Origin of the sequence: Bradyrhizobium elkanii USDA 76 (assembly GCF_023278185.1) — a bacterium.
Taxonomy (GTDB): domain Bacteria; phylum Pseudomonadota; class Alphaproteobacteria; order Rhizobiales; family Xanthobacteraceae; genus Bradyrhizobium; species Bradyrhizobium elkanii.
Genome location: NZ_CP066356.1, coordinates 574568 through 601153, shown reverse-complemented (window position 1 = coordinate 601153; position 26586 = coordinate 574568). Strand labels below are relative to the sequence as shown.

29 protein-coding genes are annotated in these 26586 nt (G+C 65.6%); 12 read left to right on the top strand and 17 right to left on the bottom strand.

What is annotated here, in order from left to right:
• Window positions 1-48: 48 nt before the first annotated feature.
• From JEY66_RS02755 to JEY66_RS02740, 4 genes are read left to right on the top strand one after another with little or no spacing between them, the layout of a single operon-like run.
• Window positions 49-1008: a Bug family tripartite tricarboxylate transporter substrate binding protein gene (locus JEY66_RS02755; RefSeq protein ID WP_016847296.1), complete on the top strand. Its 960-nt coding sequence runs from the start codon at window positions 49-51 to the stop codon at window positions 1006-1008.
• A 19-nt stretch (window positions 1009-1027) separates the two neighbouring features.
• On the top strand, window positions 1028-1915 hold the full coding sequence (locus JEY66_RS02750; protein ID WP_026191967.1) for an NAD(P)-dependent oxidoreductase: 888 nt from the start codon (window positions 1028-1030) through the stop codon (window positions 1913-1915).
• Window positions 1912-2892, top strand: a complete 981-nt coding sequence (locus JEY66_RS02745; protein WP_016847294.1) for a Gfo/Idh/MocA family protein — start codon at window positions 1912-1914, stop codon at window positions 2890-2892. Before JEY66_RS02750 ends, JEY66_RS02745 begins: the two co-directional genes overlap by 4 nt.
• Window positions 2893-2898: 6 nt before the next feature.
• Window positions 2899-3654, top strand: a complete 756-nt coding sequence (locus tag JEY66_RS02740; RefSeq protein ID WP_018269133.1) for a GntR family transcriptional regulator — start codon at window positions 2899-2901, stop codon at window positions 3652-3654.
• Here the strand turns inward: JEY66_RS02740 and JEY66_RS02735 are convergent.
• The gene (locus JEY66_RS02735) at window positions 3651-3791 is read right to left on the bottom strand and encodes a hypothetical protein (protein WP_157183405.1); all 141 of its coding nucleotides are present in this window, start codon (window positions 3789-3791) and stop codon (window positions 3651-3653) included. The two genes, JEY66_RS02740 and JEY66_RS02735, sit on opposite strands and share 4 nt — an antisense overlap.
• Window positions 3792-4166: 375 nt before the next feature.
• On the opposite strand from JEY66_RS02735, the gene JEY66_RS02730 reads away from it, so the two are divergent.
• Window positions 4167-4343: a hypothetical protein gene (locus JEY66_RS02730; protein ID WP_016847286.1), complete on the top strand. Its 177-nt coding sequence runs from the start codon at window positions 4167-4169 to the stop codon at window positions 4341-4343.
• A 705-nt stretch (window positions 4344-5048) separates the two neighbouring features.
• Here JEY66_RS02730 and JEY66_RS02725 read toward each other — a convergent pair.
• From JEY66_RS02725 to JEY66_RS02705, 5 genes are all read right to left on the bottom strand, one after another.
• On the bottom strand, window positions 5049-5966 hold the full coding sequence (locus JEY66_RS02725) for a DMT family transporter (protein WP_016840630.1): 918 nt from the start codon (window positions 5964-5966) through the stop codon (window positions 5049-5051).
• A 215-nt stretch (window positions 5967-6181) separates the two neighbouring features.
• A complete protein-coding gene (locus JEY66_RS02720; RefSeq protein WP_016840629.1) occupies window positions 6182-6952 on the bottom strand; it encodes an SDR family NAD(P)-dependent oxidoreductase in 771 nt (256 codons plus the stop codon).
• Window positions 6953-6968: 16 nt separating this feature from the next.
• Window positions 6969-8633: a thiamine pyrophosphate-binding protein gene (locus JEY66_RS02715; RefSeq protein ID WP_075968447.1), complete on the bottom strand. Its 1665-nt coding sequence runs from the start codon at window positions 8631-8633 to the stop codon at window positions 6969-6971.
• Window positions 8634-8846: 213 nt separating this feature from the next.
• The gene (locus JEY66_RS02710) at window positions 8847-9650 is read right to left on the bottom strand and encodes a dienelactone hydrolase family protein (RefSeq protein WP_240536787.1); all 804 of its coding nucleotides are present in this window, start codon (window positions 9648-9650) and stop codon (window positions 8847-8849) included.
• 162 nt (window positions 9651-9812) lie between these two features.
• Entirely contained in the window at window positions 9813-10838 is a 1026-nt protein-coding gene (locus JEY66_RS02705) for a L,D-transpeptidase family protein (protein WP_050994052.1), read from the bottom strand.
• Window positions 10839-11014: 176 nt separating this feature from the next.
• Here JEY66_RS02705 and JEY66_RS02700 point away from each other — a divergent pair, with 176 nt between their 5' ends.
• The 3 genes from JEY66_RS02700 (at window position 11015) to JEY66_RS02690 (ending at window position 12594) form a co-directional block, all read left to right on the top strand.
• The gene (locus JEY66_RS02700) at window positions 11015-11266 is read left to right on the top strand and encodes a hypothetical protein (RefSeq protein ID WP_016840625.1); all 252 of its coding nucleotides are present in this window, start codon (window positions 11015-11017) and stop codon (window positions 11264-11266) included.
• Window positions 11267-11335: 69 nt separating this feature from the next.
• On the top strand, window positions 11336-11962 hold the full coding sequence (locus JEY66_RS02695; RefSeq protein WP_016840624.1) for a Crp/Fnr family transcriptional regulator: 627 nt from the start codon (window positions 11336-11338) through the stop codon (window positions 11960-11962).
• A 359-nt stretch (window positions 11963-12321) separates the two neighbouring features.
• Window positions 12322-12594 carry a hypothetical protein gene (locus JEY66_RS02690; RefSeq protein WP_016840622.1) on the top strand — a complete coding sequence of 91 codons (273 nt, stop codon included), beginning with the start codon at window positions 12322-12324 and terminating at the stop codon, window positions 12592-12594.
• Window positions 12595-12604: 10 nt separating this feature from the next.
• On the opposite strand, the gene JEY66_RS02685 is transcribed toward JEY66_RS02690, so the two are convergent.
• The 10 genes from JEY66_RS02685 to JEY66_RS02640 form a co-directional block, all read right to left on the bottom strand.
• The gene (locus JEY66_RS02685; RefSeq protein WP_016840621.1) at window positions 12605-13639 is read right to left on the bottom strand and encodes a D-alanine--D-alanine ligase family protein; all 1035 of its coding nucleotides are present in this window, start codon (window positions 13637-13639) and stop codon (window positions 12605-12607) included.
• Entirely contained in the window at window positions 13636-14664 is a 1029-nt protein-coding gene (locus tag JEY66_RS02680; protein ID WP_018269137.1) for a putative zinc-binding metallopeptidase, read from the bottom strand. The genes JEY66_RS02685 and JEY66_RS02680 overlap by 4 nt, the downstream gene beginning before the upstream one ends.
• 194 nt (window positions 14665-14858) lie before the next feature.
• Window positions 14859-15236 carry a hypothetical protein gene (locus tag JEY66_RS02675; RefSeq protein WP_016840618.1) on the bottom strand — a complete coding sequence of 126 codons (378 nt, stop codon included), beginning with the start codon at window positions 15234-15236 and terminating at the stop codon, window positions 14859-14861.
• Window positions 15237-15431: 195 nt separating this feature from the next.
• Entirely contained in the window at window positions 15432-16715 is a 1284-nt protein-coding gene (locus JEY66_RS02670; protein ID WP_018269138.1) for an RNA polymerase sigma factor, read from the bottom strand.
• Window positions 16716-16804: 89 nt separating this feature from the next.
• Entirely contained in the window at window positions 16805-17200 is a 396-nt protein-coding gene (locus JEY66_RS02665; RefSeq protein ID WP_016840615.1) for a YciI family protein, read from the bottom strand.
• Window positions 17201-17479: 279 nt separating this feature from the next.
• Window positions 17480-18175: an AprI/Inh family metalloprotease inhibitor gene (locus JEY66_RS02660; RefSeq protein ID WP_016840614.1), complete on the bottom strand. Its 696-nt coding sequence runs from the start codon at window positions 18173-18175 to the stop codon at window positions 17480-17482.
• Window positions 18175-19158, bottom strand: a complete 984-nt coding sequence (locus JEY66_RS02655) for a 2-hydroxyacid dehydrogenase (protein ID WP_016840613.1) — start codon at window positions 19156-19158, stop codon at window positions 18175-18177. The genes JEY66_RS02660 and JEY66_RS02655 overlap by 1 nt, the downstream gene beginning before the upstream one ends.
• Window positions 19158-19946 carry an ABC transporter permease gene (locus tag JEY66_RS02650; protein WP_016840612.1) on the bottom strand — a complete coding sequence of 263 codons (789 nt, stop codon included), beginning with the start codon at window positions 19944-19946 and terminating at the stop codon, window positions 19158-19160. The genes JEY66_RS02655 and JEY66_RS02650 overlap by 1 nt, the downstream gene beginning before the upstream one ends.
• On the bottom strand, window positions 19943-20749 hold the full coding sequence (locus tag JEY66_RS02645) for an ABC transporter ATP-binding protein (protein ID WP_016840611.1): 807 nt from the start codon (window positions 20747-20749) through the stop codon (window positions 19943-19945). The genes JEY66_RS02650 and JEY66_RS02645 overlap by 4 nt, the downstream gene beginning before the upstream one ends.
• A gap of 328 nt (window positions 20750-21077) precedes the next feature.
• On the bottom strand, window positions 21078-22121 hold the full coding sequence (locus JEY66_RS02640; RefSeq protein ID WP_016840610.1) for an ABC transporter substrate-binding protein: 1044 nt from the start codon (window positions 22119-22121) through the stop codon (window positions 21078-21080).
• Between the two features lie 144 nt (window positions 22122-22265).
• Between JEY66_RS02640 and JEY66_RS02635 the strand changes: the two genes are divergently transcribed.
• Together JEY66_RS02635 and JEY66_RS02630 are read left to right on the top strand one after the other, a co-directional pair.
• Window positions 22266-23072, top strand: coding sequence for a creatininase family protein (locus JEY66_RS02635; RefSeq protein WP_016840609.1), 807 nt, complete (start codon window positions 22266-22268; stop codon window positions 23070-23072).
• Between the two features lie 145 nt (window positions 23073-23217).
• The gene (locus JEY66_RS02630; RefSeq protein ID WP_018269139.1) at window positions 23218-23487 is read left to right on the top strand and encodes a hypothetical protein; all 270 of its coding nucleotides are present in this window, start codon (window positions 23218-23220) and stop codon (window positions 23485-23487) included.
• Window positions 23488-23604: 117 nt separating this feature from the next.
• On the opposite strand, the gene JEY66_RS02625 is transcribed toward JEY66_RS02630, so the two are convergent.
• Entirely contained in the window at window positions 23605-23874 is a 270-nt protein-coding gene (locus JEY66_RS02625; protein WP_016840607.1) for a metal-sensing transcriptional repressor, read from the bottom strand.
• A 338-nt stretch (window positions 23875-24212) separates the two neighbouring features.
• Between JEY66_RS02625 and JEY66_RS02620 the strand changes: the two genes are divergently transcribed.
• Window positions 24213-24518 carry a hypothetical protein gene (locus tag JEY66_RS02620; RefSeq protein WP_018269140.1) on the top strand — a complete coding sequence of 102 codons (306 nt, stop codon included), beginning with the start codon at window positions 24213-24215 and terminating at the stop codon, window positions 24516-24518.
• 176 nt (window positions 24519-24694) lie between these two features.
• On the top strand, window positions 24695-26332 hold the full coding sequence (locus JEY66_RS02615) for an Nramp family divalent metal transporter (RefSeq protein ID WP_018269141.1): 1638 nt from the start codon (window positions 24695-24697) through the stop codon (window positions 26330-26332).
• The last annotated feature ends 254 nt before the right edge of the window (window positions 26333-26586 follow it).

Sequence of the window (26586 nt, the reverse complement as noted above, 5' to 3'; positions counted from 1 at the left end):
CCATTTGTCCGTATAAATTTGCAAAAGCAGACACGGGAGGGGACCGGGATGAAGTTACGGCTGGGGCTGCTCGTCGTCCTGCTTGCGACGCTTCCGGTCCTGCCGGCTTTCGCGGCCGACGATTTCCCGCAACGGCCGCTCAAGATCATCGTGCCGTTCCCGGCCGGCGCCGGTCCCGACAATGTCGCGCGGCTGGTCGGCCAGCATCTGCAGGACGCGTTCGGCCAGACCGTGCTGATCGAGAACCGCGCCGGCGCGCTCGGCAGCATCGGCGCCCAGGAGGTCGCCCGCAGCGCGCCCGACGGCTACACACTGTTGATGGGCACCAACACCACCCATGCCAGCAACGTCGCGACGCTGAAGAGCCTGCCCTACGACCCGGTGAAGGACTTTGCGCCCGTGATCCGCACCACCACGACGGCGATGGTGCTGCTGGTCAATCCGAAGCTCGCGGCCAGGGACCTGCCGCAGTTCCTCGCCTACGCCAAGGCCAATCCCAACCTGACCGCGGGCTACGGCTCCGGAGCCTCGCAGATCTCGATCGCCCAGCTGCAATCGCGCGGCGGCCTGTCGCTGATCGCGGCGTCCTATCGCGGCGTCCCGCAGGCAATGACCGACGTGATGGCGGGGGTGATCGATCTCACCTTCGGCGATTTCTCGGTCGCGATCCCGCAGATGGAGGGCGGTACCTTGCGCGGCATCGCCGTGACGTCGGCGGCCCGCAACGAGCTGACGCCCGGCCTGCCCGCGCTCGCCGAAGCGATGCCGGGCTTCGAGGCCACGATCTGGTACGGCCTGTTCGCGCCCGCCGGCACACCGGAACCGGTGGTCAGCAAGCTCTACGCCGAGTGTGCGAAATACCTCGCGATGCCGGAGACGAGGAAGAAGCTCGCCGATGTCGGCGTGATGGTGGCGCCGCTGGCGCCGGCCGAGTTCGGCGCCTTCGTCAGGAGCGAGGTCGTGCGCTGGTCGGCGGAGGTCAAGGCGGCCGGCATCCAGCCGCAATAAAGCGAGGTGGCGTCGCATCATGGCTCGCGAGACACCTGTTGGCATGATTGGCCTGGGGCTGATGGGATCGGCGCTCTCCGCGCGGCTGATCGACGCCGGCATCGGGGTGATCGGCTTCGACATCGACGCCGCGAAGACGGATGGCCTGAGGGCCAGCGGCGCCGAGTTCGCGGCTTTCGCCGCCGACGTCGCGGCACGCTGCCGGACCATCGTCATCGCGGTGTATGACGCGGCCCAGGTCAGGACGTTGCTGCCGGACCTTGCCAACGCGACGCCGCCGCCGCGCGTCATCTGCACCACCACCTGCGCGCCGGGCGAGATCGTGGCAATCGCCGAATTCGCCTCGCGCTCGCGCCTCGCGTTCATCGAAGCGCCGATCTCGGGGACCAGCGCCGAGGTCCGTGCGGGCACGGCCACCGCGCTGGTCGCCGGCGATGCCGACGCCATCGACGCCGCCGCGGCGACGCTCGACATTCTCTGCCCGCAGCAGATCAATGTCGGCGCGATCGGCAATGCCAGCCGCACCAAGCTCGCCATCAACCTGATCCTGCAGAACAACCGCGCCGCGCTGGCCGAGGGCATCGCCTTTGCCGAAAGCCTCGGCCTCGGCGGCGCGGCGTTCCTTGCGACCGCGCGGCGATCGGCGGCATATTCCAAGGTGATGGACAGCAAGGGGCCGAAGATGCTGGCGCGGGATTTCTCGCCGCAATCGCATATCGCGCAGACCCTGAAGGATGCCGAACTGATCCTGCAGGAGGCCGGCCGGCACGGCCTGCCCTTGCCGCTGACCTCGGTGCAGGCCGGGTTGCTGCGCGCGGCGATCGCGCTGCAAGGGCCGGACAACGACAGCGCCGCGGTCATCGAGGCGATCCGGGCCGGCCGCGGCCACAGTGAGGGACAGTCATGATCAACTGTGCGATCGCGGGCCTCGGCCGGTGGGGCCGCGCACTGGTCGAGGCTGCGCAGAGCGAGCCGCGGCTCAGGATCGTCCGCGCGGTGGAACCCGACGCCAACAGCGCTGCCAGCTTTTGCGAGGCGCACGGCCTCTCGGTCACTGCGAGCCTGGACGATGTCCTCGCCGACCCTCGCATCGATGCCGTTCTGCTGGCGACGCCGCATTCGCTGCACAAGGGCCAGGTGATCGCAGCAGCCGGCGCCGGCAAGCAGGTGTTTTGCGAGAAGCCGCTAGCGCTTCGGCGCGCCGATGCCGCAGAGATGTTCGCGGCCTGCCGCAGCGCCGGCGTGGTGCTTGCGGTCGGGCATAACCGCCGGTTCTGGCCGTCGATGCAGGCGCTGCGCACGATCACAGCCAGCGGCGAGCTCGGCACCATCCTGCATGTCGAGGGCCACAACAGCAACGAGAACTCGCAGAGCATCACGCAGGGCTGGCGGCTGTCACCCGAGGAATCACCGGGCGGCGGCCTGACCGGCGCGGGGCTGCATGTGCTCGACGGCTTCGTCAGCCTCCTTGGTCCTGCCCGACAGGTTTATGCCCGGTTGAGTGCGCGCGAGGCCGGACCGCCGCCGCTCGACACTGCAACCTTGGCGATTGAATTTGTGAATGGCGTGAGCGCAACCCTTGCGACAATTCGCGCAACACCGTTCTATTGGCGCGTGCATGTGTTCGGAACGAAGGGATCCGCCGAGGTGCTCGACGAACAGACGATGGTGCTGCGGAGATCCGGCGAAGCGCCTGCGACCACGCGCTATCCGGCGATCGACACCCTGACCGCGGAACTTGCGGCCTTTGCGGACGCTGTCGAAGGCAAGCAGCCGTTCCCGGTGCCTGAAGCGGACGTGCTGGCGACGCTCGCTGCGTTCGAGGCCGCGCTGCAGTCGATGTCGTCTGGACATCCGGTTGCCTGCCATATGGCATGCCAGTGATCTGCCATGTCTGAACAACCGGACAGGGCGAGATCGTCCCGCTATCGCGACATCGCCACCGGGCTGCAGAAGGACATCCGGCTCGGCACCTACGCGGTCGGCAACCTGCTGCCGACCGAGACCGAACTGATGGCGAGCTACCAGGCCAGCCGGCAGACCGTGCGCGAGGCGCTGCGCATCCTGATCGACCAGGGCCTGATCGTGCGCCGCGCCGGCCTCGGCTCGGTGGTGATCGCATCCGAGCCGCCGGTGCTGTTCACCCACAGCGTCAAGTCGCTCGGCGAGTGGCTGCGCTATTCCAACGAGACCTATCGCGAGGTCGTCGCCAGCAGCGACATCGTGGCCGACCGCAAGCTGGCCGGGCTATTGAAATGCGAGCCCGGCAAGAGCTGGTTCCTGATCGAGGCGGTGCGCCGCTCCGACCAGTTCGCCGCGCCGCTCGGCTGGGCCGAGATCTACGTGCTGCGCCGTTTCGCCGATGTCGTGACCCGCAGCGACCACGGCCGCACCCCGGTGCATGAGCAGATCGCCAGGATGTACGGCCAGGTCACCGAGCGCGCGCAGATGGAAATCTTCGTGCGGGGCATGCCGGCGCCGATCGCCAGGGCGCTCGGCGTCAAGACCGGCTCGCCGGCGCTCACCGTGGTACGCCGCTACTACGGCCAGCGCGAGGAACTGTTCGAGGTCACCATCACCACGCACCCCGAAGGGCGCTACACCTACACGATGGATATGCAGCGCTCGCTGCGCCCGAAGCTCTAGCGCACCCGGGCCAGATGGGTGCTGGCAGAGGTATGTGCCGTCTGCGGGGTGCCGCTCACGCCCCAGATCGCGACGGCGATCAGCGCAGCCGCCCAGACATAAGGCACAGCATTCAACTTCTTCATTTCCGGGATCATCCCCAACGTCTCAGGAGGACCGACTGACCTCTCGACCCAGGTCGTGAATCTCACCACCGCGGTCCTCAGCGTCTCACCAGGCAGCCGTCCTTCACAACGCTACTAAGGTTAGACCTTGTCGGTTTCAGGACGCCTTCGTGCGAATCCGGAAATGATTTCGTCGGAACCGGCCTCTCTCATCCGAATTGATGAGACGGCGGGCCGAAGAGGTTCGGCTCCATTCGAGGCAACACTTAAGAGAATTTTCTGCCCAAATTTGAATCAGACGCACAGCAAACCTTCCAAAGATGCGCCCACTGAATTCTTTTTGATTGTCGCCCCGACTCCCGCCGTGCCATCAGGGCCTGTGACACTGTGATGACAAGGGCTTCTCCCGTGACTGCCGAACCGGCCAAACCGCAAGGCGACTCCCGTCGCCGCTCCAAGGAAACCCGGGACGAGGTCGCGCGGTCGCTGGAACGGGAATTGAAGCTGCTGACGGAAGAGCGTCAGGAGCGCGCGCTCCGGTTCGGCCTCGACATTGCGGGCAAGACGCCGAAGGTGGACCAATAAGGTCGCCGCCGCGCTGAGAGCCTCGGGCGCATAGTTTCCATAGCACTGTCGATTCGCGCGGCCGTCTGCCATGGCCGGTGTGCGTGTTGGCGTACGCCGGTCGCGACGCGACCTCCTCCGGCACGACCTCGAGGCCGCTGTGCGGGCACGTGCACGGCGCTTTCTGATTCCACCTGTCAAACAGCTCTCGACGTCATCACCCGCGCATGCGGGTGATCCAGTATTTCAGAGACGCCGGTGCTTGAGCCGAGGGGGCGCGGCGTACTGGATCGCCCGGTCCCGTCTTCGCCAAGGCTTCGACGAGGCCATGCATCCTTGGCACGCCGAAGCTTTAGCGGAGGCGGCAAGCCGGGCGATGACCGTGCGGATGCCACACACACGATCGTCGTCCTGGCGAAGGCCAGGACCCATAGTCACCGCACTTGATCATGAACGGGATCGTGGCCCCAGCGTCGCGCAACAACTCTCATTTGGGGTAATGGGTCCTGGCTTTCGCCAGGACGACACCAAATGTGTTGCACGAGCCGCGAGTCACACATCCGCATTCTCGGCTGCAAGCACGAGCCCTGCAAGCATCGGCAGCGCCAAACGTTGAACTTGCATCGGCGTCTCATTGCGAACGGCGGAGAGCGGCACCATCCGCGATCCCCCGCATGCCTGTCAATCGTCGCCACGACCGCGCCAATCGGAACGGCGGCAAGCCGTCTAGCGCTGCCGCTGCGCGAGATAGAATCCGGCCAACACGGCGGCCAACCCGGCCGCCTGCAGCGTGGTCGGCGGCTCGCCGATCAGGAGCCATCCCAACAGCAGGGTCAGCACCGGCACGGTCGCAGGAAATACGGCTGCGCGGGCCACGCCGAGGCGCTGGATCGACACCGCGAACAAATACATTGCCGCGGGCCCGGCCAGGATGCCTTGGGCGATGGCCTGCAGCGCGTTTTCATGCAGGCCGATGGCCGCATCGCGAGCGAGCCCACCCGAGACGGCGTACAGTGGAAACAGCGAGAGCGACAACACGCTGATCACGCTGGCCACGGAGAACGCCGAGACACGCCAATAGCGCACCAGCGTGGCGAAGCCCGCGAACATCAATCCGGTCGCAACGAAGATCAGATCGCCCATCACGGCGCTCGGCCCCATATGGCCGATCGACTCGCTGCCGATCACGGCAAGGCCGACGACAATGACGACAGCGCCGGCTGCCCGCGAGAGCGAGACCGATTCCTTCAGCAGGACGACCGCGAGAAACAATCCGCCCAGCGTCGCGCAGGACGGCTGGATCACGCTGCCATGCCCCAGCGGCACGAACATGAAGCCGGCATAGCTGATCAGCGACATCACCGGCCCGCCCAGCAGCATCAGCGCCATGCCGCGGCCCCAGCCGATGCCGCAGAGATCGCGGAGGCCGGCGCGCACAACGAGCGGCAGGAAGGCGATGCCCGACCACAGGAAGCGATGCATCAGCAGGTCGACGGGCGTGAACCCGACCTTGAGGCCGTGCCGGGTCGCCACGAAGCCGAGCGCCCAGCACAGCGCCGCGCCGAGGCCGCATGCGACCCCGAGCAGGATGGCTTTCGTATCCGGAAGGGCTGCAGCCTTGGCGTTGGCCGGACGTTCGTTCATCGCGAACGACTACGTGAGCTGCCGAGACGGATCAACCCACAGGTACGCACGGCTGGTTGGCGCAAGCCCTTCAAAAGCCGCTTGGATCAAGCTTTGACGTCATTCCGCGCTGCCGCGATGTCCGCTTGCTGCAAAGGGCGAGCTCGAGGGCCGGTCCACCCTAAGGGAAGCTGGCCTTTCACAGACAAGACGTGGGACTTAGGCCCTTCGAAAGATCAGGCGGCGCTGTAGCCGCCGTCGACCACGTGCGATGCGCCTGTCATGAACGACGCCTTGTCCGAGCACATCCAGACCACGGCTTCCGCGATTTCCTCGGGCACGCCCAGGCGACGGACCGGCACCTTGGCGATGATCTCGTCGTAACGTTCGTCCATCGTCTCCCTGGTCATCGGCGTCTTGATGTATCCGGGATTGACGCAGTTCACGCGGATGCCGTCCTGGGCATATTCGATCGCGGCGGACTTGGTCAGTCCGACAACACCATGCTTGGTCGCGACATAGTGGCCGGACGTTGCGAGGCCGACCAGGCCTGCGATCGAGGCCGTGTTGACGATGGCGCCGCCACCGCCCTGTTTGAGCATTTGCGCGATCTCGTATTTCAGGCACAGGAACACGCCCATCAGATTCACCGAGAACATCTTGGCCACCGAGGCTTGCGTGAGTTCATGAATGCGCTGGCCGGGCGGGCCGACGGAACGCCCGGCAACGCCAGCATTGTTGAACGCGCAATCGATGCGCCCGAACGCCGACACCGTGCGCGCCACCATGTTCGCGACATCGGCCTCGTCGGTGACGTCGCCCTGGATCGCGATCGACTGGCCGCCGGCGGCATTGATCAAGGCGACCGTCTCCTCGATGCCGTCCATCGAGAGGTCGGACACCGCTACGCGTGCGCCTTCACGCGCCATCGCGATCGCCGTCGCCCGGCCGATGCCGGAGCCGCCGCCCGTCACCAATGCAGCCTTGCCGTCCAGAATGCCCGCCATGAGAAACTCCTTCGGGTCAGCGCTTGCCTTCGATTGCGATCTCGACGAGGTACGGCCGCTGCGCCGCGACAGCCTTTGCGACGGCACCGGCAATGTCGCCGGCCTTCTCGACCCTGACCGCCTCGACGCCCATGCCGGCCGCGAGATGCACGAAGTCGAGCGCGGGGCCGGTGATATCCATGTTCTGATAGGGGTGCTGGGTGCCGGCTTCGAAATTCTGCCGCCAGACATCCACATTGTGCTTGAGGATGCGGTACTCGCGGTTCGCCAGCACCACGAACACGATCGCAAGCTTGTGGTGCGCGGCAGTCCACAGCGCCTGGATCGCATACATCGCCGAACCGTCACCGGAGATGGCGACCACCGGACGATCCGGCATCGCGACCTTGACGCCGATTGCCCCGGCGAGGCCCTGGCCGATGCCGCCGCCGCGACCGCCGAAATAGTCGCCGAAGCCGCGATAGTCGAAGGCGCGCGCGAGATCGAGGCTCGCCGTGATGCTTTCATCGACGATGACGACGTCATCGGGCAGCCCGCGACGCAGCTCCGCCGTGACGCGCGGCATCGCAGTCGGCTGCCGGTCCCAGCTTTTCTCGAGGCGCGCGCGATAGGCCTCCTTCTCCTTCGCCTGCAATTCGGCCAGCGCGGCATTGCGGTTCTGCGCGGCCTGCCTGAAGTCCGCGCTCGCCTGTGCACGCACCGTCTCCGTCAAGGCACTGACGCTGACGGCGATATCGCCGACGATGCCGGCATCGAGCCGGTTGTTGAGCGCGAGGCGTTCGGCAGAGGCCTCGATCTGCAGCACGAACGCGCCGTCAGGGATGTGGCCACCAGGCGCAAACCAGATGTCCTCAAAGAACGGACCGCCGATCAGCAGCACGAGATCGGCATCGCCGAGCGCCTTGCGCACCTGCCGGGCGTCGCCGGGGAGCGACTGACGATAGCTCGGATGACTGGTCGGGAACGGCGCGTGATGGCGGAGCCCCTCGAACCACACGGTGGCGCCGATCGCCTCCGTGAGCACCACCAGCGCCTGTTCGCCGCCCGATCGTGCCACGTCGTCACCGGCGATGATGGCCGGCTTTTTCGACTTGAGAAGCAGCGCGACAAGCGCTTCGATGCCTTCCGGATCGCGGCGCGTCGATCGCCACAAACGATCGGGCGTCGACGCGTCGACCGCGGTCTCCTGTTCCATGACGTCGATCGGCAGCGACACGAACACCGGCCCTTGCGGCGCATCGGTCGCCACCTTGAACGCGCGTCGCATGATCGGCGCGATCTCGTCGGCGCGCTCGATCTGCACGCTCCACTTGGTCACCGGTGCCGCCATCGCAACGAGGTCGTGGCCGAGCAGCGGGTTGTTGAGTCGCATCCGGGTATCCTGCTGGCCGGCCGTCACGACCACGGGCGAACCTGCCTTCAGCGCGCCGTACAGCGAGCCGATGCCGTTGCCGAGGCCGGGAGCGACGTGCAGGTTGGCGACAGTGACGCGCCCCGACGCCTGCGCGTAGAAGCTGGCGGCGCTGACCGCGACACCTTCATGCAGCGCCATGATGTATTCGAGTTGCGGAAATGCCGGCAGGCTGTCGAGCAGCGGCGTTTCGGTCGTGCCGGGATTGCCGAAGATATGACGCACGCCGTGCGACACGAACGATTCCATCAGCACACGACGCCCGCGCATTCGCTCCCTCTCGATTGTTCTGATCCGTTTTGCGCATCATCGGCCGGGGAGCGCCCCGTGGCAACCGTGCGAGACGGCTGGCATCCGCGCGGCCGGCTGCGTCTTCCGCATGGCTTCAAGGCGCGAACGCGCCAGCGAGGCCGCGGCCCTGCCACTTCCGCGGCCAAAGCAGCCACGAATGAAAAAGGACCACCGTTTGGGTGGCCCTTTGGTTTATTTCTTGAGGTTGGCGGCAAACAGCTTGGCGGCTTCGGCCTTGGATTCCTGATCGGCCTTGGCGTCGTATCTGAGCGGCAAATTGAACTTCTTGCCGAGCTCGGTGGCCTCGGGGTTGGTGAACGCGTGCACCGCACCGGGATACTCGACGATGCGGTAGTCGGCCTTCGCCGCGTCGAAATCCTTCTTCAGCGCATCGTACTGCTCGCGCTTCACGAACGGGTCGTCGGCGCCGTTCAGGATCAGGATTTTCGCCTTGACGGTGCCCGGCGCCGGTGCGGGAGTGTTGAGACCGAGCGAGGCGTGGAAGCCGGCGACAGCGGCGAGATCGGCGCCGGTGCGCGCCATGTTCAGCACCACCGCGCCGCCGAAGCAGTAACCGACGGCGCCGATCCGCTGCGGATTGACCGAGGCCTGCTCGGCAAGTCGCTCGCGTGCGGCGTTGAAGCGCTGCTCCATCACCTTCGGGTTCTTCATCACCGACCCGGAGAGCGCGCCGGCGTCCTTCGGGTTGTCGGCGGTCTTGGCGTCACCGTACATGTCCGCGATGAAGGCCACGTAGCCCTGCTCCGCGAACTTCCGCGCCTCGTTATGGATATGCGGGGTGATGCCCCACCATTCATGCACCATGACGATGCCGGGCCGCTTGGCCTGGGTCGCGTCGTCATAGACGACGAAGCCCTTCATCGTGGTCTCGCCGTCGCTGTAGGTTACCGGCTCCTCCTTGACCGCTGCGTGTGCGCTCGCGACCATCGCGATGGCGCAGAGTGCTCCCACTATGTTCGTTATGATCGTTCGCATGCTGACCTCCTGCGGGTTTGGCACGACGCGACATTGGCATACCAGCGAATCTCGCGCTAGGCGTGGAAAGCGGAGCCGCTTTGCTTCGCAGGCTGCGCATCATCTCTCGAGCGCGCCGATATTTCTGTCGGTTGCTGATGCGTGAACGATGTTGCGTCACGGTCAGCGCGTCTCGGTCACCGCTCCTAAACTTGTCGCGCTGTCGACGAACGCAACCGGCGTGCCCTTCGCGACACCGACCGCGACGCGCTGCACGTCCCAGTTGGTGAGCCGGACGCAGCCGTGCGACTCCGCCTTGGAGATCTTGCCGGGATCGGGCGTGCCGTGAATGCCATAGCCTTCTCCCGAGAGGTTGATCCAGATCACACCGACCGGGTTGTTCGGACCGGGCCTGATCGTGAAGGGCGTCTTCGATCTGACGCCCTTGAACGCGTATTTTGGATTGTAGCGATAGGTCGGGTTCTTGTTGATCGCCGTCACCTTCAGCGCTCCGCTCGGCGTCGGCTTATCCGCGCTGCCGACCGTCGCAGGATAGAAACCGAGCAGCTTGCCTGCTGCATCGAACGTGCTGAGCGTCTGCCTGGTCTTGTCGACCACGACGCGCGCGATCGGCGTTGCGTTTCCGGCGTCGACGACGTTCGCAACCGCAATGGTCTCGCCGGCCTTGTTGAACTTCCGTCCCGGATTGAGCGCCTGAAGCAGCGCCTCGCTCATGTGGAATTTCTCCGCGAGCGCTTCGCGCGGACTGGTGTAGCCCAGTGCCGGCAGGCTCTTCATGCTCTCCATCTTCGCGGGGATCCTCTTCACGAACGGTCCCTTCACGTCGGCATCGACGATCGTGTAGCTGACGATCGCAGGCCCGTCGCTGGCGGCGGTGAGACTGCTCCAGAGCTCCGCCGTCACCGCCTTGTCGAAGGGCACTCCACTCGCCTCGGCAAACGCCCTGAGCGCCTTCTGCGCGTTGTCGCCAAGTTTGCCGTCGATCTCGCCGGGAGAAAAATGCGCGCGGTCGAGCAGGATCTCGAGCCTGGCAATGAAGGCGCTGAGCTGACGACGGTCCGGCAATCTTGCCGGCGGCGCCGCCTCGTCATTGATCGCGGCGGCATCGAGACCCGCGGCCACCGCCGGCGCGGCCGACACGAGCAAAAGGACAAGAGCAAAACGCGCAGCGGAAAACGGTCGGAACATCGTGCATCCCAACGTGGCTACCTTCCATAAAGCTACGGAAAGCCTCGAAGTTCCAATGCGAATAGCGGCGAAGTTCCGCCGCGGAACAGCTGACCCGCGACTATGTCCGGATCATCACCGGCACCAAGGCGGAGGACCGGATCAAGCATGCCGACACGCTCGCCATCCGCATCGACTTGCCGAGCGAAGCACCGTGCGAAGGCATCGGCGGCCTCTCGAAGACGAAGGATGTCGCCTTCGTCGCGGCGTCGCCGGCGTCCGCGGTGACGACGATCATTCGCAAGGCCGAGGCCGCGCGAGAGGCGGCAAAATCGGTCGCCGGCCGCGCGCGCAGGCGGCTCGCGCGCACGTTCGTCGAGCTGAGGCCGCGTCACGACGCGTGCACCGCCGCAAGCGCGGGCCGGCGATATTTCCGCTCAGGAAAATGAATGCCCTGGTGTATGTTGCCGGTCGTTTCAGATCGGTTTGCTTGCAATTCATTTCCAGTGGGCGTTGTCATGACGTTGATCGATGGTTTGGGTTATCTGGCGTCGGCTCTCGTGTTGCTGACGTTCTGCATGAGCACGATGCTGAGCCTGCGCGCTGTCGCGATATTCAGCAATCTGGCGTTCATCAGCTATGGATTGGGCGACGGGATCTACCCGGTGCTCATCCTGCATATCATTCTGCTGCCGCTGAACGTGGTGCTGCTGTTCCAGATGGTTCGGCTGCTTCGGAAAGCGAAGCGTGCTGCAGCGACGGACCTTTCTCCGAACTGGCTGCAGCCATTCATGCAGCCGAAGCACGTCAAGGCGGGAGAAACGATCTTCCGGAAGGGCGACGACGCCGACCTGCTGTACATGGTCGTGTCCGGCGAGGTCAGGTTTCCCGAGATCGATCGCGGGGTCTCGGCGGGCGAACTGTTCGGCGAGATCGGGCTGTTTTCGCTCGAGCGCCGCCGCACGCAGACCGCTCAAGCCGCGACCGACGTCGATCTGCTCTGGATCAGCGACGGCGCGCTTAGGAAGCTGTGCGAGCGCAACCCGGGACTGTCGCTGTATTTCCTGCGGCTGACGGCGACGAGGATGACGGAAAACGCAGCCCGCACAATCGGGGTCGGCGCGATGACGCCCAGTCCGGCGTAACGCGCGTCGCCTCCCTGCCGGCGCTACGGCGCGGACGAAGCCGCAAGGCTCGGCAGCGGCCCAAACTGCATCTCTGCAACGGCCGAGCCGGCGTATGCACTGGCGATCAGGATCATGACTCGAATGGCGACGAACATGGTGCCTCCTCAGTCTTGTTGTTGGTCTCTCAATGCCAGAGACTTCTTTCTCGCCGGTGAGGAAAGCTGGTTGCCGCAACCTTGAAGGCATTGGTAAGCGGGCCGTTTACGCAAGCCTCCGTTCATGAGTTGGGAACCGTATCGGCCGATCGGCCTCGGCGCTAAACGCGCGGTTCACCGTCACCGGGCATTGTCCGCCTCAATCAAGAAGGCGCAAACACAATGCCGATTTTCAGGACGATCCTTGTTGTCGTATCGATTTTTCTTGCCGGTTTGTACGTCTACGACAGCTGCCGCAGTGATGGGCTCGCCATGCCGGTTTCGGTAAACGAAGTCCTTGCACGGCGCTGGCCGGAACCGGACGCGTTTCATCCGACGGCGGCCCCTGTGTCCGCAGCCGCCGGCAACGTGACGCCGGCCGCGCGCGTTAGGGAAACGTTTGCGATGTTCATCCCCAAAGATGCGCGACGCCATCCGATGCAGCGCAGCCTTTGACGACCTCGAGTCAGCCCAGCGATGCGCCGGCCTTGGCGCGGCTTATTCCGAGCGTCACGATGCGCTGCAGCAGATCCGGATAGTTGAGCCCGTCATGCCCGGCGGCCGTCGCGAACTCCTGGCTCTTGGCGATCTCGGGATTGGGATTGGCTTCGATGAAATACGGAACGCCGTTGGTGGACAGGCGGAAGTCGATGCGCGCATAGCCGTCGAGCCCCAAGGTCCGGTAGATGCGCTTCGCCAGCCGTTGAATATGGGCGGATAGTTCCGGCGTGAGGTCTTCGGCCGGGCCATCGGCAATCCCGACCCGCTCCTGATAGCTGGTATCGTGCTTGACCTTTTCGGTGGCGATCTGGCGCGCAGCAGGGCCGCCCATGCTGCCGAATTTCAATTCCCACACCGGCAGCACCCGCAGCCGGTTGTTGCCGAGCACGCCGACATAGAGCTCGCGTCCCTCGATGAACTGCTCGGCGATCGCAGCCGTTCCGATCCGCTCATGGATGAAGGCGACGCGCTCGGCGAGCTTCTCGTCGGTATCGACGATCGACGCCTGCGAGATACCGAGCGATCCATCGCTGCTCAGGCTCTTGACGATCAGCGGCAACTCGAGACGCGGCGGCCGCTTGACCTTGCGGCGCATCGGAAACACCGCGAAGGCCGGCACCGGGATCCGGCGATGGTGCACCAGCGTCTTGGACAGATCCTTGCCGCGCGCCAGGATCAGGCCGCGCGGGTTGCATCCGGTATAGGCGATCTTCATCAGCTCGAGATAGCTCGCGATGTGCTGGTCGTACACGACGTCGTAGTGAAACTCCTCCAGCAGCGTGAACACGACGTGCGGCTTGAAGCCCTCGATCTCGTCGCGCACCGGCTTGATTTCCTCCTGCACGCCGAGCGGACGAACCTCATGGCCGGCCGCGCGCAGGGTACTGACGACGTCGTATTCCGTCTTCCACTCGTTGATCTCCCGCGCGCTGTATCCATCGCTGGAGTCGGGCGGCACACAGTCCGGGTGCATCAGCACCAGAATGCGAAGCTGTTTCATAGCGCGATCCATTTCCGGCGCGACGGGCCGAACAGCGCGTGCATGGTCTTGGCGGTCAGCAGAATGGTGAAGTTTGTCACGAGCTTCTGCTCGGGGCCGACGGCACGCAGATTGAGCTCGCGGCAGCGCGAGATCATGTCATCGAGCACGGCATCGAGCGTCAACTGGTTCTCGCCGGTCCAGCGCGCCACCAACTGCCTGATCTGGGCGCGGTGCCGCCTGATGAAGGCCGCGGCCGGCGGACGCCGATAATGCCGCGGATCGGCGGAGAACAGCTTGGAGAGATCGCGGTCGTAGGTCTTCGGCGGCGTGAAGGCGTAGAATGCCTGCTTCTTCCTGTAGTGCTCGGCGAGCGTTTGCTTGAGCGTATGCAGCGGATCGACCCGTTCGCGCGTCGCGAGCAGCGGCCGCTTGCCGGCGATCTCGCCCATCAGCTCGTCGACATATTCGAGCTTCTTCAGCGCGGGCCAGCCGGCATAGCGCGTCCGCCAGTTCGAGCGCGGCCGCAGCCACACCGCGAAAGTCTCGGCGAAGTCCTCGTCCGGATGGCTCTGCGCGTACCAGAGCCGAAGATGCTGGACATAATTGCGGCTGGCCGGATTGGGCCGGTAGTAGCGCGGGTAGTGCTGCGACGACGGGCCGAACAGCTGCTGCCAGCGCCGGCGGCGCTGCAGCTGGTAGCCGTGCTGCACGGCGTGCCCCGCCTCGTGGCGGAGAATGGCCATGCACTCGGACCACGAGGCGCCCTCGACGTCGAGCATCATCTTCTTCTCGAGCTTCATCAGGCGGGGATGGGCGAGGTAGAACGGGATCGCGATGCCGGGCACATCGGCCGGGCTGAACCATTCGCTCGAGATCCATGTGTGCGGCCGCAACCGGACGCCGCGCTCCTCGAGCTCTTCATAGAGCGTATTCACACAATCGGCGAGCCAAGTGCCCTCGACGGCAACCCTCAGACGGCTGAGCGGTTGCGCGAGCAACTGCTCGTCCGTCAGCTTTTCCCAGTCAAATTTGCGGCGCGGCATAGGCTTCCAAAGTCTAAAACAAATCGGACTCTGAATGGTGTCATAGGTTGCCGCCGGCAACAACCGCCGGGCCTTCGCGCCGCGCCCCCGGCCAATGCCGGCAGCGGGCCGGACCCGGCCCGAGCGTCCGCCTTGGGCGGCGGGCAGCGCGCCGACCCCGATTCGCCGGCTCGAGGCGACGCTCATCTTGCGTCCTAGGGCTTGACCCAGCGTTGCACGGCCGCGGCGGTGTCGGCCGGCCTGGTGTTGAAGCAGATGGCGGCATCGGGGGCGAGCCGGTGCACCAGATTGAGGACCGTCTCGAACAGCAAGAGCCGCTCCGGCGGCTCGCGCAGCCCGGCACCGATCACGACGCAGTCGTAGCGGCGCGCGTTGAGGGCCGCCGCCGTTACGGCTTCCGCCGTATCGCCGAGGTCGATCAGGCAGCTCTCGACGTCGTAGCCGAGCGTCCGCAGGCCCTCGATCTGTGCGTCGAGATAGCTGCGCACCAGTTCGGGCGTGAACTGCGGCATGACGGACAGATCGACGAAGGTCGGGTCGAGGCCGATCGCCAGCACGGATGGCTTCGTCATGGTGACAGTTCCCGGTCCAAAAGAATTTCGTCCGAGCATGCCGCAGGTTTGAGTCGAAATCGCGGACACGACGACCCGCAGCAACCTTGTAGCCCGGGTGAGCGAAGCGACACCCGGGGTCACTCGTGGCAAAGACCCGCATGTCGCTTCGCTCATGCGGGCTACGTGGTTTCGCTCCGCCGAATCGCGGAGCCGTCAGCGGCAGCCATGATCCTGCGCGGCACGCGCGGCGATCGCGGCGCGCCGCTTGAGGAACTCACGCTCGCGCGAATTGCCGGCCAGCGCGGCGGCGGCCTCGAACGCGGCATGCGCCTCCGCGAAACGGCTCAGCCTGTGCAGCAGATCGCCGCGCACGCTCGGCAGCAGATGATAGGATTTCAGCACCGGCTCATCCGCGAGGCTGTCGACGATCGCGAGCGCGGCAAGCGGCCCCTCGGCCATGCCGATCGCAACCGCGCGGTTGAGCTCGATCACGGGTGAATCCAGCAGCGCGGCGAGATCGCCGTACAGCGCGGCGATGCGGTTCCAGTCGGTTGCATCAGGCGTGCCGGCCGCGGCGTGGCAGGCGGCGATCGCGGCCTGCAGCGCATAGAAGCCGCCGGCGCCGCCGAGCTCGCGGGCGCACGCCAGTGCGAGCTGCCCGCGGCGGATCTGCAGGCGATCCCACCGCGCGCGGTTCTGGTCCATCAGCAGAATCGGTTCACCGGACGCATCGGTGCGCGCCGCCATCCGCGAGGCGTTGAACTCCATCAGCGCCAGCAGCCCGTGCGCCTCCGGCTCCGATGGCGCGATCGAGGTCAGCACGCGGCCCATGCGCAGCGCCTCGTTGCAGAGCTGCGGCCGCAGCCATTCGTCGCCGCTTGCCGCGGTATAGCCCTCGTTGAAAATGAGATAGACGACCTCGAGCACGGAGGCGAGCCGCTCCGACAGCTCCTCGCCGCGCGGCGTCTCGTAGGCAAACCCCGATTCCGACAGCGTCCGCTTGGCGCGCACGATGCGCTGGGCGATGGTCGCCTCCGCCTGCAGGAAGGCGCGTGCGATCTCCTCGGTGGTGAGGCCGCAGATCATCCGAAGCGCCAGCGCGGCGCGCGCCTCCCGCGACAGGCGCGGATGGCAGGCGGTGAAGATCAGCCGCAGCAATTCGTCGCCGATATCGTCGTCGAGCGCGGCATCGAAGTCGGGCATGGTCTCCTGCTCCCGCGCCAGGTCGTGCGCGATCACGCCATGCTTCTCGGCCAGCATGCGGTTGCGGCGCAGATGGTCGAGCGCGCGGCGCTTGGCGGTCGCCATCAGCCAGGCACCCGGTTTCTCCGGCACGCCATCCGCCGGCCAATGCTCGAGCGCGGCGACCAGCGCCTCCTGGGTCAGGTCCTCGGCGAGCGGCACGTCGCGCAGCATCCGCGACAGGCTGGTGATCAGCCGCGGCTGCTCGATGCGCCACACCGCAAGGATCGTGGCCTGGATGTCGGCGGCCGTCATCGCCGCCGACCTGGATTATTGCCTTGACGCGCTTTCTTCACGCGAACCGGCGTCCACTTCGCTTGAGAACGCCCCGTTCGCGCGGCGCATCAGGCGCAGGCGGACACATCGATCTGACAGCCGCCGTCGGCGCCCGGGGTGGCGAACGGGCGAACCTCGCAGGTCCCCTCCCAGCCCGGCATATGCTCCTTGTGCAGCTGCATGAACTCCACCGCGGCGGCGACCGCCTCCTCCTTGTTGCGGAGCTCGAAGATCGCGTAGCCGCCGATCATCTCCTTGGTCTCGACGAAGGGCCCATCGACGACGTTGAGCTTGCCGTCGGTGATGCGGACCTGGGCGCCCATCGCGACCGGCAGCAGCCCGCCGGTGTCGATCATGCGGCCCGCCTTGATTTCCCGCTCGGCAAGCCTGCCCATCGCCTCCATCAGAGCCGGCGTCGGCGGGCCCGGGGGCTGGGGCGAGGTGACGATATACATGAAGCGCATCGGAAAACTCCTGTTGGGCGAGACGCGGCGATGATCGCCGCAAGACCGGCTCGCTATGGGGAACGACGATCCGGGAGGGGGTGAATCGACAGCGGGGCGGGAATTATTTTTCGGGCAAAGGCAGATCATACCGGCCCCCATCGTCGACCCTGCGAAAGCAGGGACGACCCGGAGCTTGTGGCAGTCCCGTAGCCCGGGTGAGCGAAGCGATACCCGGGAGCCGCGCGCGACACCCCGCATATCGCTTGCGCTCATGCGGGCTACGAAGCAGCACCCGACCTACTGCTCCCGCAGCATGATCAGCGGGTCGGCGCTGTCCGGGACGCGGCGCCACTGGGCGTTGTCGTCGGCCTCGAACTGCCAGGTCTCGCCCTTGGCCGACATCAGGAGCATCTGGCCGTGATCGAGCCGCCACATGGCCGGGTTGAAGGAAGCGACTGCCGGATCGCATTTGCCTTTCAGGAACACCTGGAAATTGTCGTTGCCGGCGTCGGTGTTGGTCAGCACCAGCGTGCAGATCGCCTGGCCGTTGCCGCGCACCATCGACCAGTCGCCGATCATCTGGTCCATCGACTTGGCGAGCGAGCGCGCCGCGGCAAGGTTTTGCAGGATATAGACACCCTCGTTGGTGCGCATGCCTTCGAAGATGCCGGTCTCGACCTCGGTGAAATCGATCACCGCCTCGCCGGCCGCGTTCTGCAGCCGCACGATGTCGCCGAGGCCCTTGATGCTCCAGCCGGTGATGTCCTTGGTGAAGGGCAGCGCGGCGGCGCAGGCGGGCTCGAGCTCGAGCTTGAAGCCTTGCGGCGCCGTATCGCCCTTCAGCGTCACGACGCAGGTCTTGCTGCGCTCGGTGGTGGCGAGCTCCCACTGCCCGATCATGTCCCTCTTCAACGTCGTGACGTCCTGCGCCGCTGCCGGACCGCACGCGGCCAGCAGCAGACACAGCACGGCATTGAAGCGGGACAACGACATCAGCGATCCTTGACGGGCGTTTCGGCAACCGGCGTCAGCGGCGGCTTGCCGGCAAACCAGTTCTTGATGTTGTCGACCACGAGCTGGTCCATCGCGTTGCGCGTGACCACCGAGGCCGAGCCGATATGCGGCAGCAGCACGACGTTCTGCATCGCCTTCAATTCGTCCGGCACGTTCGGCTCGGCCGCGAACACGTCGAGACCGGCGGCCAGGATGGTGCCGGACTTCAGCGCCGCGACCAGCGCCGGCTCGTCGACCACCGAGCCGCGCGCGACATTGATCAGCACGCCGCGCGGACCGAGCGCCTTCAAGACGTCGGCATTGATCATCTTCGCCGTCGAGGCGCCGCCCGGCACGATGACGATCAAGGTGTCGACCGCCTTCGCCATCTCGATCAGATCGGGATAGTGCTTGTAGGAGACGTCTTTCGACGGATTGCGCGAGTGATAGGACACCGGCACCCGCGAGGCGTCGAGCCGGCGTCCGATCGCCTGGCCGATCCGGCCCATGCCGACGATGCCGATCTTGCGGTCGCGCAGCGAGCCGACGCTGAGCGGATAATTCTGGGTCTGCCACAGCCCGGAGCGCACATAGCGGTCGGCCTTGACGAATTCGCGCAACGTCGCGATCAACAAGCCCATCGCGACGTCGGCGACCTCCTCGGTCAGCACGTCGGGCGTATTGGTGACCACGATATTGTGATCGCGCGCATAGGCGGAATCGACGTGGTCGTAGCCGACGCCGAAGCTGCCGACGATTTCCAGCTTGGGAAACAGCGCCAGCGCGGTCTTGTCGGTCGCCATCGTGTGATAGGTGACGGCGATGCCGCGGATCTTGGCCAACGTATCGGGCGTCAGCCGCTCGAGGTCGCCGCGGCTCTCGGCGCGATGCAGCACGAATTGATCGGGAAAGCCGTTTTCGAGGATTGGCCGGATCGGTCCATAGATCAACAGATCGATCTTTTCGGAAGAAATCGGGGCCATCAACTGTCCTTTCCTAACGCGCTTTCATGCCAACGCCGCAACAACAGGTGCGAAACTAGCGCCAGCAACCCATAGATGACAATCCCGGCCAGCGATAGCAGCAGAAGTGCTGCGAACATGCGGGGAATATTCAGCCGGTAGCCTGATTCAGCGATCCGGAAGGCGAGGCCCGAGCCGGCGCCGGCGCTGCCCGCCGCGATCTCCGCGACCACGGCGCCGATCAGCGACAGCCCGCCGGCGATGCGCAGGCCGCCGAGGATATAGGGCAGCGCCGCGGGCAGCTTCAGGAACAGCAGCGTCTGCAGCTGTGAGGCGCCATAAAGTTGAAACAATCCGGCGAGGTTGCGATCGACCGAGTTGAGGCCGAGCGTCGTGTTCGACAGCACCGGAAAGAACGCCACGATCCAGGCGCAGACGATCACCGCGGTCTGCTGCTGCAGATAGATCAGGAGCAGCGGCGCGATCGCGATGACGGGCGTGACCTGCAGCACCACGGCATAGGGGAACAGCGAATATTCCAGCCATTTCGACTGGTTGAACAACAGCGCCAGCACGATGCCGCCGATTGCGGCGGCAACGAAGCCTTCGAGCGTGGTCAGCAGCGTGACGCCGAGCGATTGCGACAGCACCGGCCAGTCCGCAACCAGCGTCTTCAGCACCAACAGCGGGCTCGGCAACACGTAAGGTTGGATGCCATAGCCGCGGACGATGGCTTCCCAGAGCACGAGGCCAGCGGCGAACACCGCAAGCGGCAGCAGAAAACGGACAATGTCCTGCGGAGATTTCATGCGCCCGCCTGCCCTGCATAGGATGGCGCCAGCGCGCTGGAGACCTCGCGGCAGAACGCGGCATATTCGGCCGAGGTGCGGAATTCCTCGCCGCGCGGCTCCGGCGAGGTGATGCGAAACTCGGCGCCGATCCGGCCCGGGCGCGCGGTCATCACGATCACGCGCTGCGACAGATAGACCGACTCGAACACCGAGTGCGTCACGAAGATGACGGTCTTGTGCAGGCTGCGCCACAGCGACAGCAGGTCGTTGTTGAGGCGAAATCGCGTGATCTCGTCGAGCGCCGCGAACGGCTCGTCCATCAGAAGGACATCCGGATCGGTCACCAGCGCGCGCGCCAGCGACACCCGCATCTTCATGCCGCCGGACAATTCGCGCGGATAGGCCCTCGCGAACTCCGCAAGCCCGACCTGATCCAGCGCCGCATCGATGCGCGCATCGGCGCTGGTCGCGGGCAGCCGCGCAAGCTTCAGCGGCAGGCGGACATTGTCGCGCACGGTGGCCCACGGCATCAGGGTCGGCTCCTGGAATACGAAGCCGATGCGATGGCTGCCCCGCTGCTCCGCGCCATGATGCGAGACCTCGACAGTGCCGGCGCTTGGCGCGGCGAGACCCGCAATGAGCCGCAGCGCGGTGGACTTGCCGCAACCGGAGGGCCCGAGCAGCGAGACGAACTCGCCTCGCCTCACATCGAGGTCGAGCGGCCCGAGCGCCCTCACGCCGCTGTCATAGGTCTTGCTGACGCCGCGCAGGCGCACGGCGAGGTTACTGGCGTCGGTATTCGGCAAGATGCTCTCTACCATCGGCGGCGGGATAGCGGTGAGCGCAGCCGAGCTGAGAAAGACACCTCTCTACGCGGCGAACAACGTGACGATCGCATAGGAGACTCGGGAGGCAGCGGCGGTCGGCTCCCTCTCCCGCTTGCGGGGGAGGGCTGGGGTGGGGGCTCTCTCCGCTTTTCGTATCGGAGAGAGAGCCCCCACCCGGCCCGCGCTACGCGCGCGCCGGCCTCCCCCGCAAGCGGGAGAGGCGAAGGAAGCCCGCGGGCGAGCTTCACGGACGCCATGCGCGATTGCTTTCTCCTATCAACGGAGAGGTCGACTGCCGATGCTGAAACAGATCGGATCATAGTCAGTTCTTCGGCCGGAGCTCGGCGCCGACCGCCTTGTTGACGAAGCGCAGCGTGTAGCCCTGGCGATAGTCGATGGCGCTCTTGACCACGCCGGCGCGCACCATCTTGTCGAAGAAGCTCGCCATCCGCTCATCGGTCATGGCGCCGATGCCGTTCTTGATGGAATCGCCGGAATCGACGATGCCGTGCTCGCGCATCTTGGCGACGCAGTAGGCGAGCAGCTCGTCGTTCATGTCGGGATTGAGCTTCTTGATCATCGCATTGCCGGCCGAGTTGTCGCCGTAGACGTAGTGGTACCAGCCGACGATCGAGGCATCGACGAAGCGCTGCACGAAGTCAGGCTTCTTGTCGACCAGGTCGCGGCGGGTCTCGATCAGCGTCGAGTAGGAGTTGAAGCCGTAATCGGCGAGCAGCAGCACGTTCGGCTTGAAGCCGGCGGCCTTCTCGACCGCGAAGGGCTCCGAGGTGACGTAGCCCTGCATCGCGGTCTGCTTGTTCACGATGAAGGGCTGCGGGTTGAAGGTGTAGGGCTTCACCTTGTTCTCGTCGAAACCGTATTCGGACTTCAGCCACTGGAAGTAGCTGGTAATGCCCTCCTTCGAGATCAAAAGCGTGAGCGGCTTCAGATCCTCGATCTTTGTCGCCTTGACCTCGGGATGGGTCAGGAAGACCTGCGGATCCTTCTGGAACATGGCGGCGACGGCGACCAGCGGCACGTTGTTGGTCACGGCGTCGAAGGTCTGCAGCGAGTTCGCGCTCATGAAGAAGTCGAGCTTGCCCGCGATCAGCAGCATGCGGTTGTTCTCGTTGGGACCGCCCGGCACGATGGTGACGTCGAGGCCGTATTTTTTGTAGGTGCCGTCGGCGAGCGCCTGGAAGAAGCCGCCATGCTCGCCCTCGGCGACCCAATTGGTGCCGAACGAGACCTTGTCCAAGGTCTTGTCTGAGGTCTGCGCCCGCGCCGGGGCAAGCGCCGCGGCGACGCAAAGCGCGGCGGTCAGAAGGCTTGTGGTTAACGCTCGCAGCAAAAAGGCCGGGATCATGGTTGGACTCCGTCGATCATTATGGCCCATGATGGAAGGCGGGAAGACGCGGACCGCGCCCGGAGACGCGAACCCGTTATGATGTTAAACAAACTAGCCTGCAAATCCATCCCGTGAAACGCTTGTATTGAAACGACCGGCTTGATGACTTCTCAGCTTCCGTCCCGCGACTGGACCGCCATCCACTGGCCCGATATCGCCAGGGATGCGGCCGCGCGCTGGATCGCGGTGCTGCCGCTGGCCGCGACCGAGCAGCACGGGCCGCATCTGCCGCTCGGAACCGACGTCATGATCGGCGAGGCCTATCTTTCGCGGGTGCGAGAGTTGCTCCCGGCGACCACTCCCGCCACGTTCCTGCCGTTGCAGCCGGTCGGCATCTCAACCGAGCACATCGATTTTCCGGGCACCTTGACCTTGCCGACCAACGTGGCGCTGAAGAGCTGGATGGCGCTCGGCGAGAGCGTGGCGCGCGCGGGCGTCAGGAAGCTCGTGATCGTGACCAGCCATGGCGGCAATTCCGCCGCGATGCAGCTGGTGGCGCAGGATCTGCGCGCGCACCATCAGATGCTGGTGGTGACCACGAGCTGGTCGCGCTTCGGCGCGCCGGACGGGCTGTTCGACGCCGGCGAATTGCGCCACGGCATTCATGGCGGCGCGGTCGAGACCTCGATCATGCTGGCGAAATATCCGCACGCCGTGCGCAAGGAAGCGATCGCGGACTTCAAGCCGGCGAGCGTGCAGATCGAGAAGGATCATCGTTTTCTGTCGACGCAGCGGCCGGCGCCGTTCGCCTGGCAGGCGCAGGACCTCAATCCGAGCGGCGCGATCGGCGATGCGACCAAGGCCTCGGCCGAGAAGGGCGCGAAGCTGATCGAGCACGGCGCGCGCGCGTTCTGCGAGCTGCTTGCCGACGTCGACCGGTTCGATCCGAGCGCATTTCGCGACAGCTGACCGCGATTGCTTCGTCCTGACAAACGCGACGAAACAATTCGCGAAACCATATTTCCGGCAAGGTCTTCGAACCGGAACCGGACAGCCTCCGTCCAACGGGCATGCGGACCACACCGGCGCCGCCCCACACAGGATGGAGTATTCCATGTCGATCAAGACCAAGTTCGCCGCTCTCGCCCTCACCGCGCTCGCCGTGACCGGCACCATCGCGTCCACGACGTCGCAGGCTGAAGCGAAGCCCTATGGCTGGGGCTGGGGCGTTGGCGCAGGCCTCGTCGGCGCCGCCGTTGTCGGCAGCGCGATCGCGGCCAGCGACGGCTATTACTACGGCGGCGGCTATCGGCGCTGCGGCTGGGTGCGCCAGTTCGACGCCTACGGCAATTACATCGGCCGCGTGCGCAGCTGCTACTACTGATCGACACAATTCTTAGGGTTGCGGATCCAGTGTTCGGCACGGGTCCTCATCCACCCCGTGTCGCAACCGACCCGTCCGGTGATCCCCCCGGGCGGGTCAATTCCTTGAACGCGGCAATCACAGATACTTCGCGACCAGCCTGAAATCGCGCAGCACGGCGCGGCCCTTCGGCCCTGACGCCTTCAGAGTCTCCTCCAGGCTATGACCGATGTGATCGTGGATCAGCGCCTTCTTGGCGCTCTCGATCGCGCTCTCCACCGCCTGCAATTGCTGGGCGATCTGCGCACAGGGCCTGCCCTGCTCGATCATCTCGACGATGGTGTCGAGATGGCCGTTGGCGCGCTTGAGGCGCCGGGCGATCGCAGCGTGCGGATGGTCGTCGGACATCTGGCTCTCCTATCCTCCCTGGAGGATAATCATGATCCTCCCCGGAGGATAGCGGAATCGGCTTGACAGGCCATTGTCACAGGCGTAGTGGCCGATGAGCGGAACGTTCGTTCCGCCCCGGGGTTTTGGCCCGGAGACAAGTCAATCCACGAGCCGGCACAGAAGGCACATGGGCAGTAGCAACTCAGGCGACAGTAGACCGGCGATGCCGGGACTGGTGACGCCGCAACACAGCAAGACTGATCGCGCAGATCTCGCCTGCGTGGACGGGTGGTCGCGCCCAAGCTGACCACTGCTCCTCACCGGCCTGCCGCGACCAGCGGAAGTGGAGGTGAGCGATGTTCGAGAAGCTCGCAAAATTCCGGCAAGCAGGGCCGCGGCGCGTTGCCGAGCCGCGGCGCATGCCGCCGGCGGCCGCCATTCATTGCAATGACAACCTGCCGGGCTCTCGCCGCCTGGCGGGCCGCCGCCGGCGTCCAACCCCGGCCTGTCATTGGGTCCTGATCGACGGCCGCCTGGAATGCCGTTGGATCGTCGAAGACACCAGCGGTGATCTCGATCAGCAGCGACGCGTGGGCCGGCGTTTCGGCCCGCGCGCAACAGCCACGCGCCACGCCGCGGCAAAGCCGCGGCTGTGCGCCTAGGAGGCCGACATGGACGAAGGACCTAGTCGTCCCGTTGCGCGCCATCGCGGCGCGGCAGCGGGACCATTGAACCGCATCAGATCTGGAAATGCTGCTGCTCACGGCAGCGGAGACGTGCGCGCCTGACGGGGCCTGCGTCCCTCCCGCCGTGCCGAAAGGCGGCGAGGAGACGCGAAATGACCGAAAGCAAGACCACACAAACCGCCATTCTCGATAGCGCGCATGCCGGCGACATCCACGGCGCGCTCGGCAGCATCGCGCGCGACGACACCGCGCCGCGCGCGACCTTGCCGGCCCGGCTGAAGACGCTGCTGGCGATCGTCGGCCTCGGCGACAACGACGCCGGTGCGTTCGGCACCTATACCCAGGCCGGACAGAATTACGGCACCACGCTGCTTTGGACACTGCTGCTGCTGATCCCGGTGCTCTACGTCAACCAGGAGATGGTGGTGCGGCTCGGCGCGGTCACCGGGGTCGGCCATGCGCGGCTGATCTTCGAGCGCTTCGGCAAGTTCTGGGGTGCCTTCAGCGTCATCGACCTCCTGGTATTGAACGCGCTGACCATCGTCACCGAGTTCATCGGCATCACGCTCGCACTTCATTTCCTCGGCGTCTCGCAGTTCTGGGGCGTATTGGCCTCGGCTGTCATCGTGATGCTGGCGGTCTCGACCGGCGACTTCCGCCGCTTCGAACGCTTCGGCATCGTGCTGGTCGCCGGCAGCCTGCTGCTGGTGCCCGTGATCCTGATGGTGCACCCTCCGATCGGCCAGATCGCGGCGGACTTCTTCGTGCCGAAGATGCCGCAAGACGCCAAGCTCGGCGAGGTGATGCTGCTGATCGTCGCCATTGTCGGCACCACGGTGGCGCCGTGGCAACTGTTCTTCCAGCAGAGCTACATCGTCGACAAGCGGATCACGCCGCGCTTCATCCGTTATGAGCGGATGGACCTGTGCATCGGCATCGTGCTGGTCGTGGTCGGCGCGGTGGCGATGATCTCGTTCTGTGCGGCAGTGTTCGCGGGAAAGCCCGAATTCGGCAACTACACCGATGCGCTGGGGACCGCCGTGGGCCTCGAGACATATGCCGGCCGGCTGCCGGCGGTGCTGTTCGCCCTTGCGCTGCTCGATGCCTGCATCATCGGCGCTGCGGCGGTCTCCCTCGCGACCGCTTATGCGATCGGCGACGTGTTCGCGGTCAAGCACTCGCTGCACCGCAAGCCGTGGGATGCGAAAGGCTTCTACAGCGTCTATTGCGGCCTGATCGTGCTCGCGGCGGTGCTGGTGCTGACGCCGGGCACGCCGCTCGGGCTGCTCACCAATGCGGTGCAGACGCTGGCCGGCGTGCTGCTGCCGAGCGCGACCGTGTTCCTGCTGCTGCTGTGCAACGACCGCCACATCCTCGGGCCCTGGGTCAATTCGACCAAACTCAACCTGTTCACCGGCGCGGTGGTCGCGGGGCTGGTGATGCTGTCGGTGATCCTGACCGCGGCGGTGCTGTTCCCCGATCTCGGCGAGGCTTGGATCATCGGCATCCTCGTCGGCGGCAGCCTGCTGGCACTGGCGGTCACCGCAGCCGTCAAGTTCTACGAGATGTCGTCGCGCGGAAAGGCGCCCTTCCGCTTCAAGCGCAAGCCCTCGCAAGAGCCTTGTTTGATCGACCGCGACAGCTGGCGGATGCCGCCGCTTGACCGGCTGCCGCCGGTGCGGCTCAGCGCGCTGAGCCGGATCTGGATGATCGTGCTGCGCGGCTATCTCGTCGTCGCCGCCGGCCTCGTGCTGCTGCGGATCGTCCAGCTCGCCGCGGTGGGGGCGTGACTGCGCTCAGTCGCGGCCGGCATTCATCGACACAAAGGATGAGGACAATGGCGGCGTCGATTGAACGGTCGGGTCTCGACCGATTTGCCGCAGACACGTGGTCGATCGCAGCCGATGCGGCCTGCCGCCTCGCGCTGTTACGTGACTGTCACGGTGGCGTGCAAATCGGAGCGGTATTGGGCGCGCCTCAGTTGCTATTGCGAATTATTTGCAATAAGCAGCAGAGGATGCTAGGTGCTGATCTGGCTTTGGAT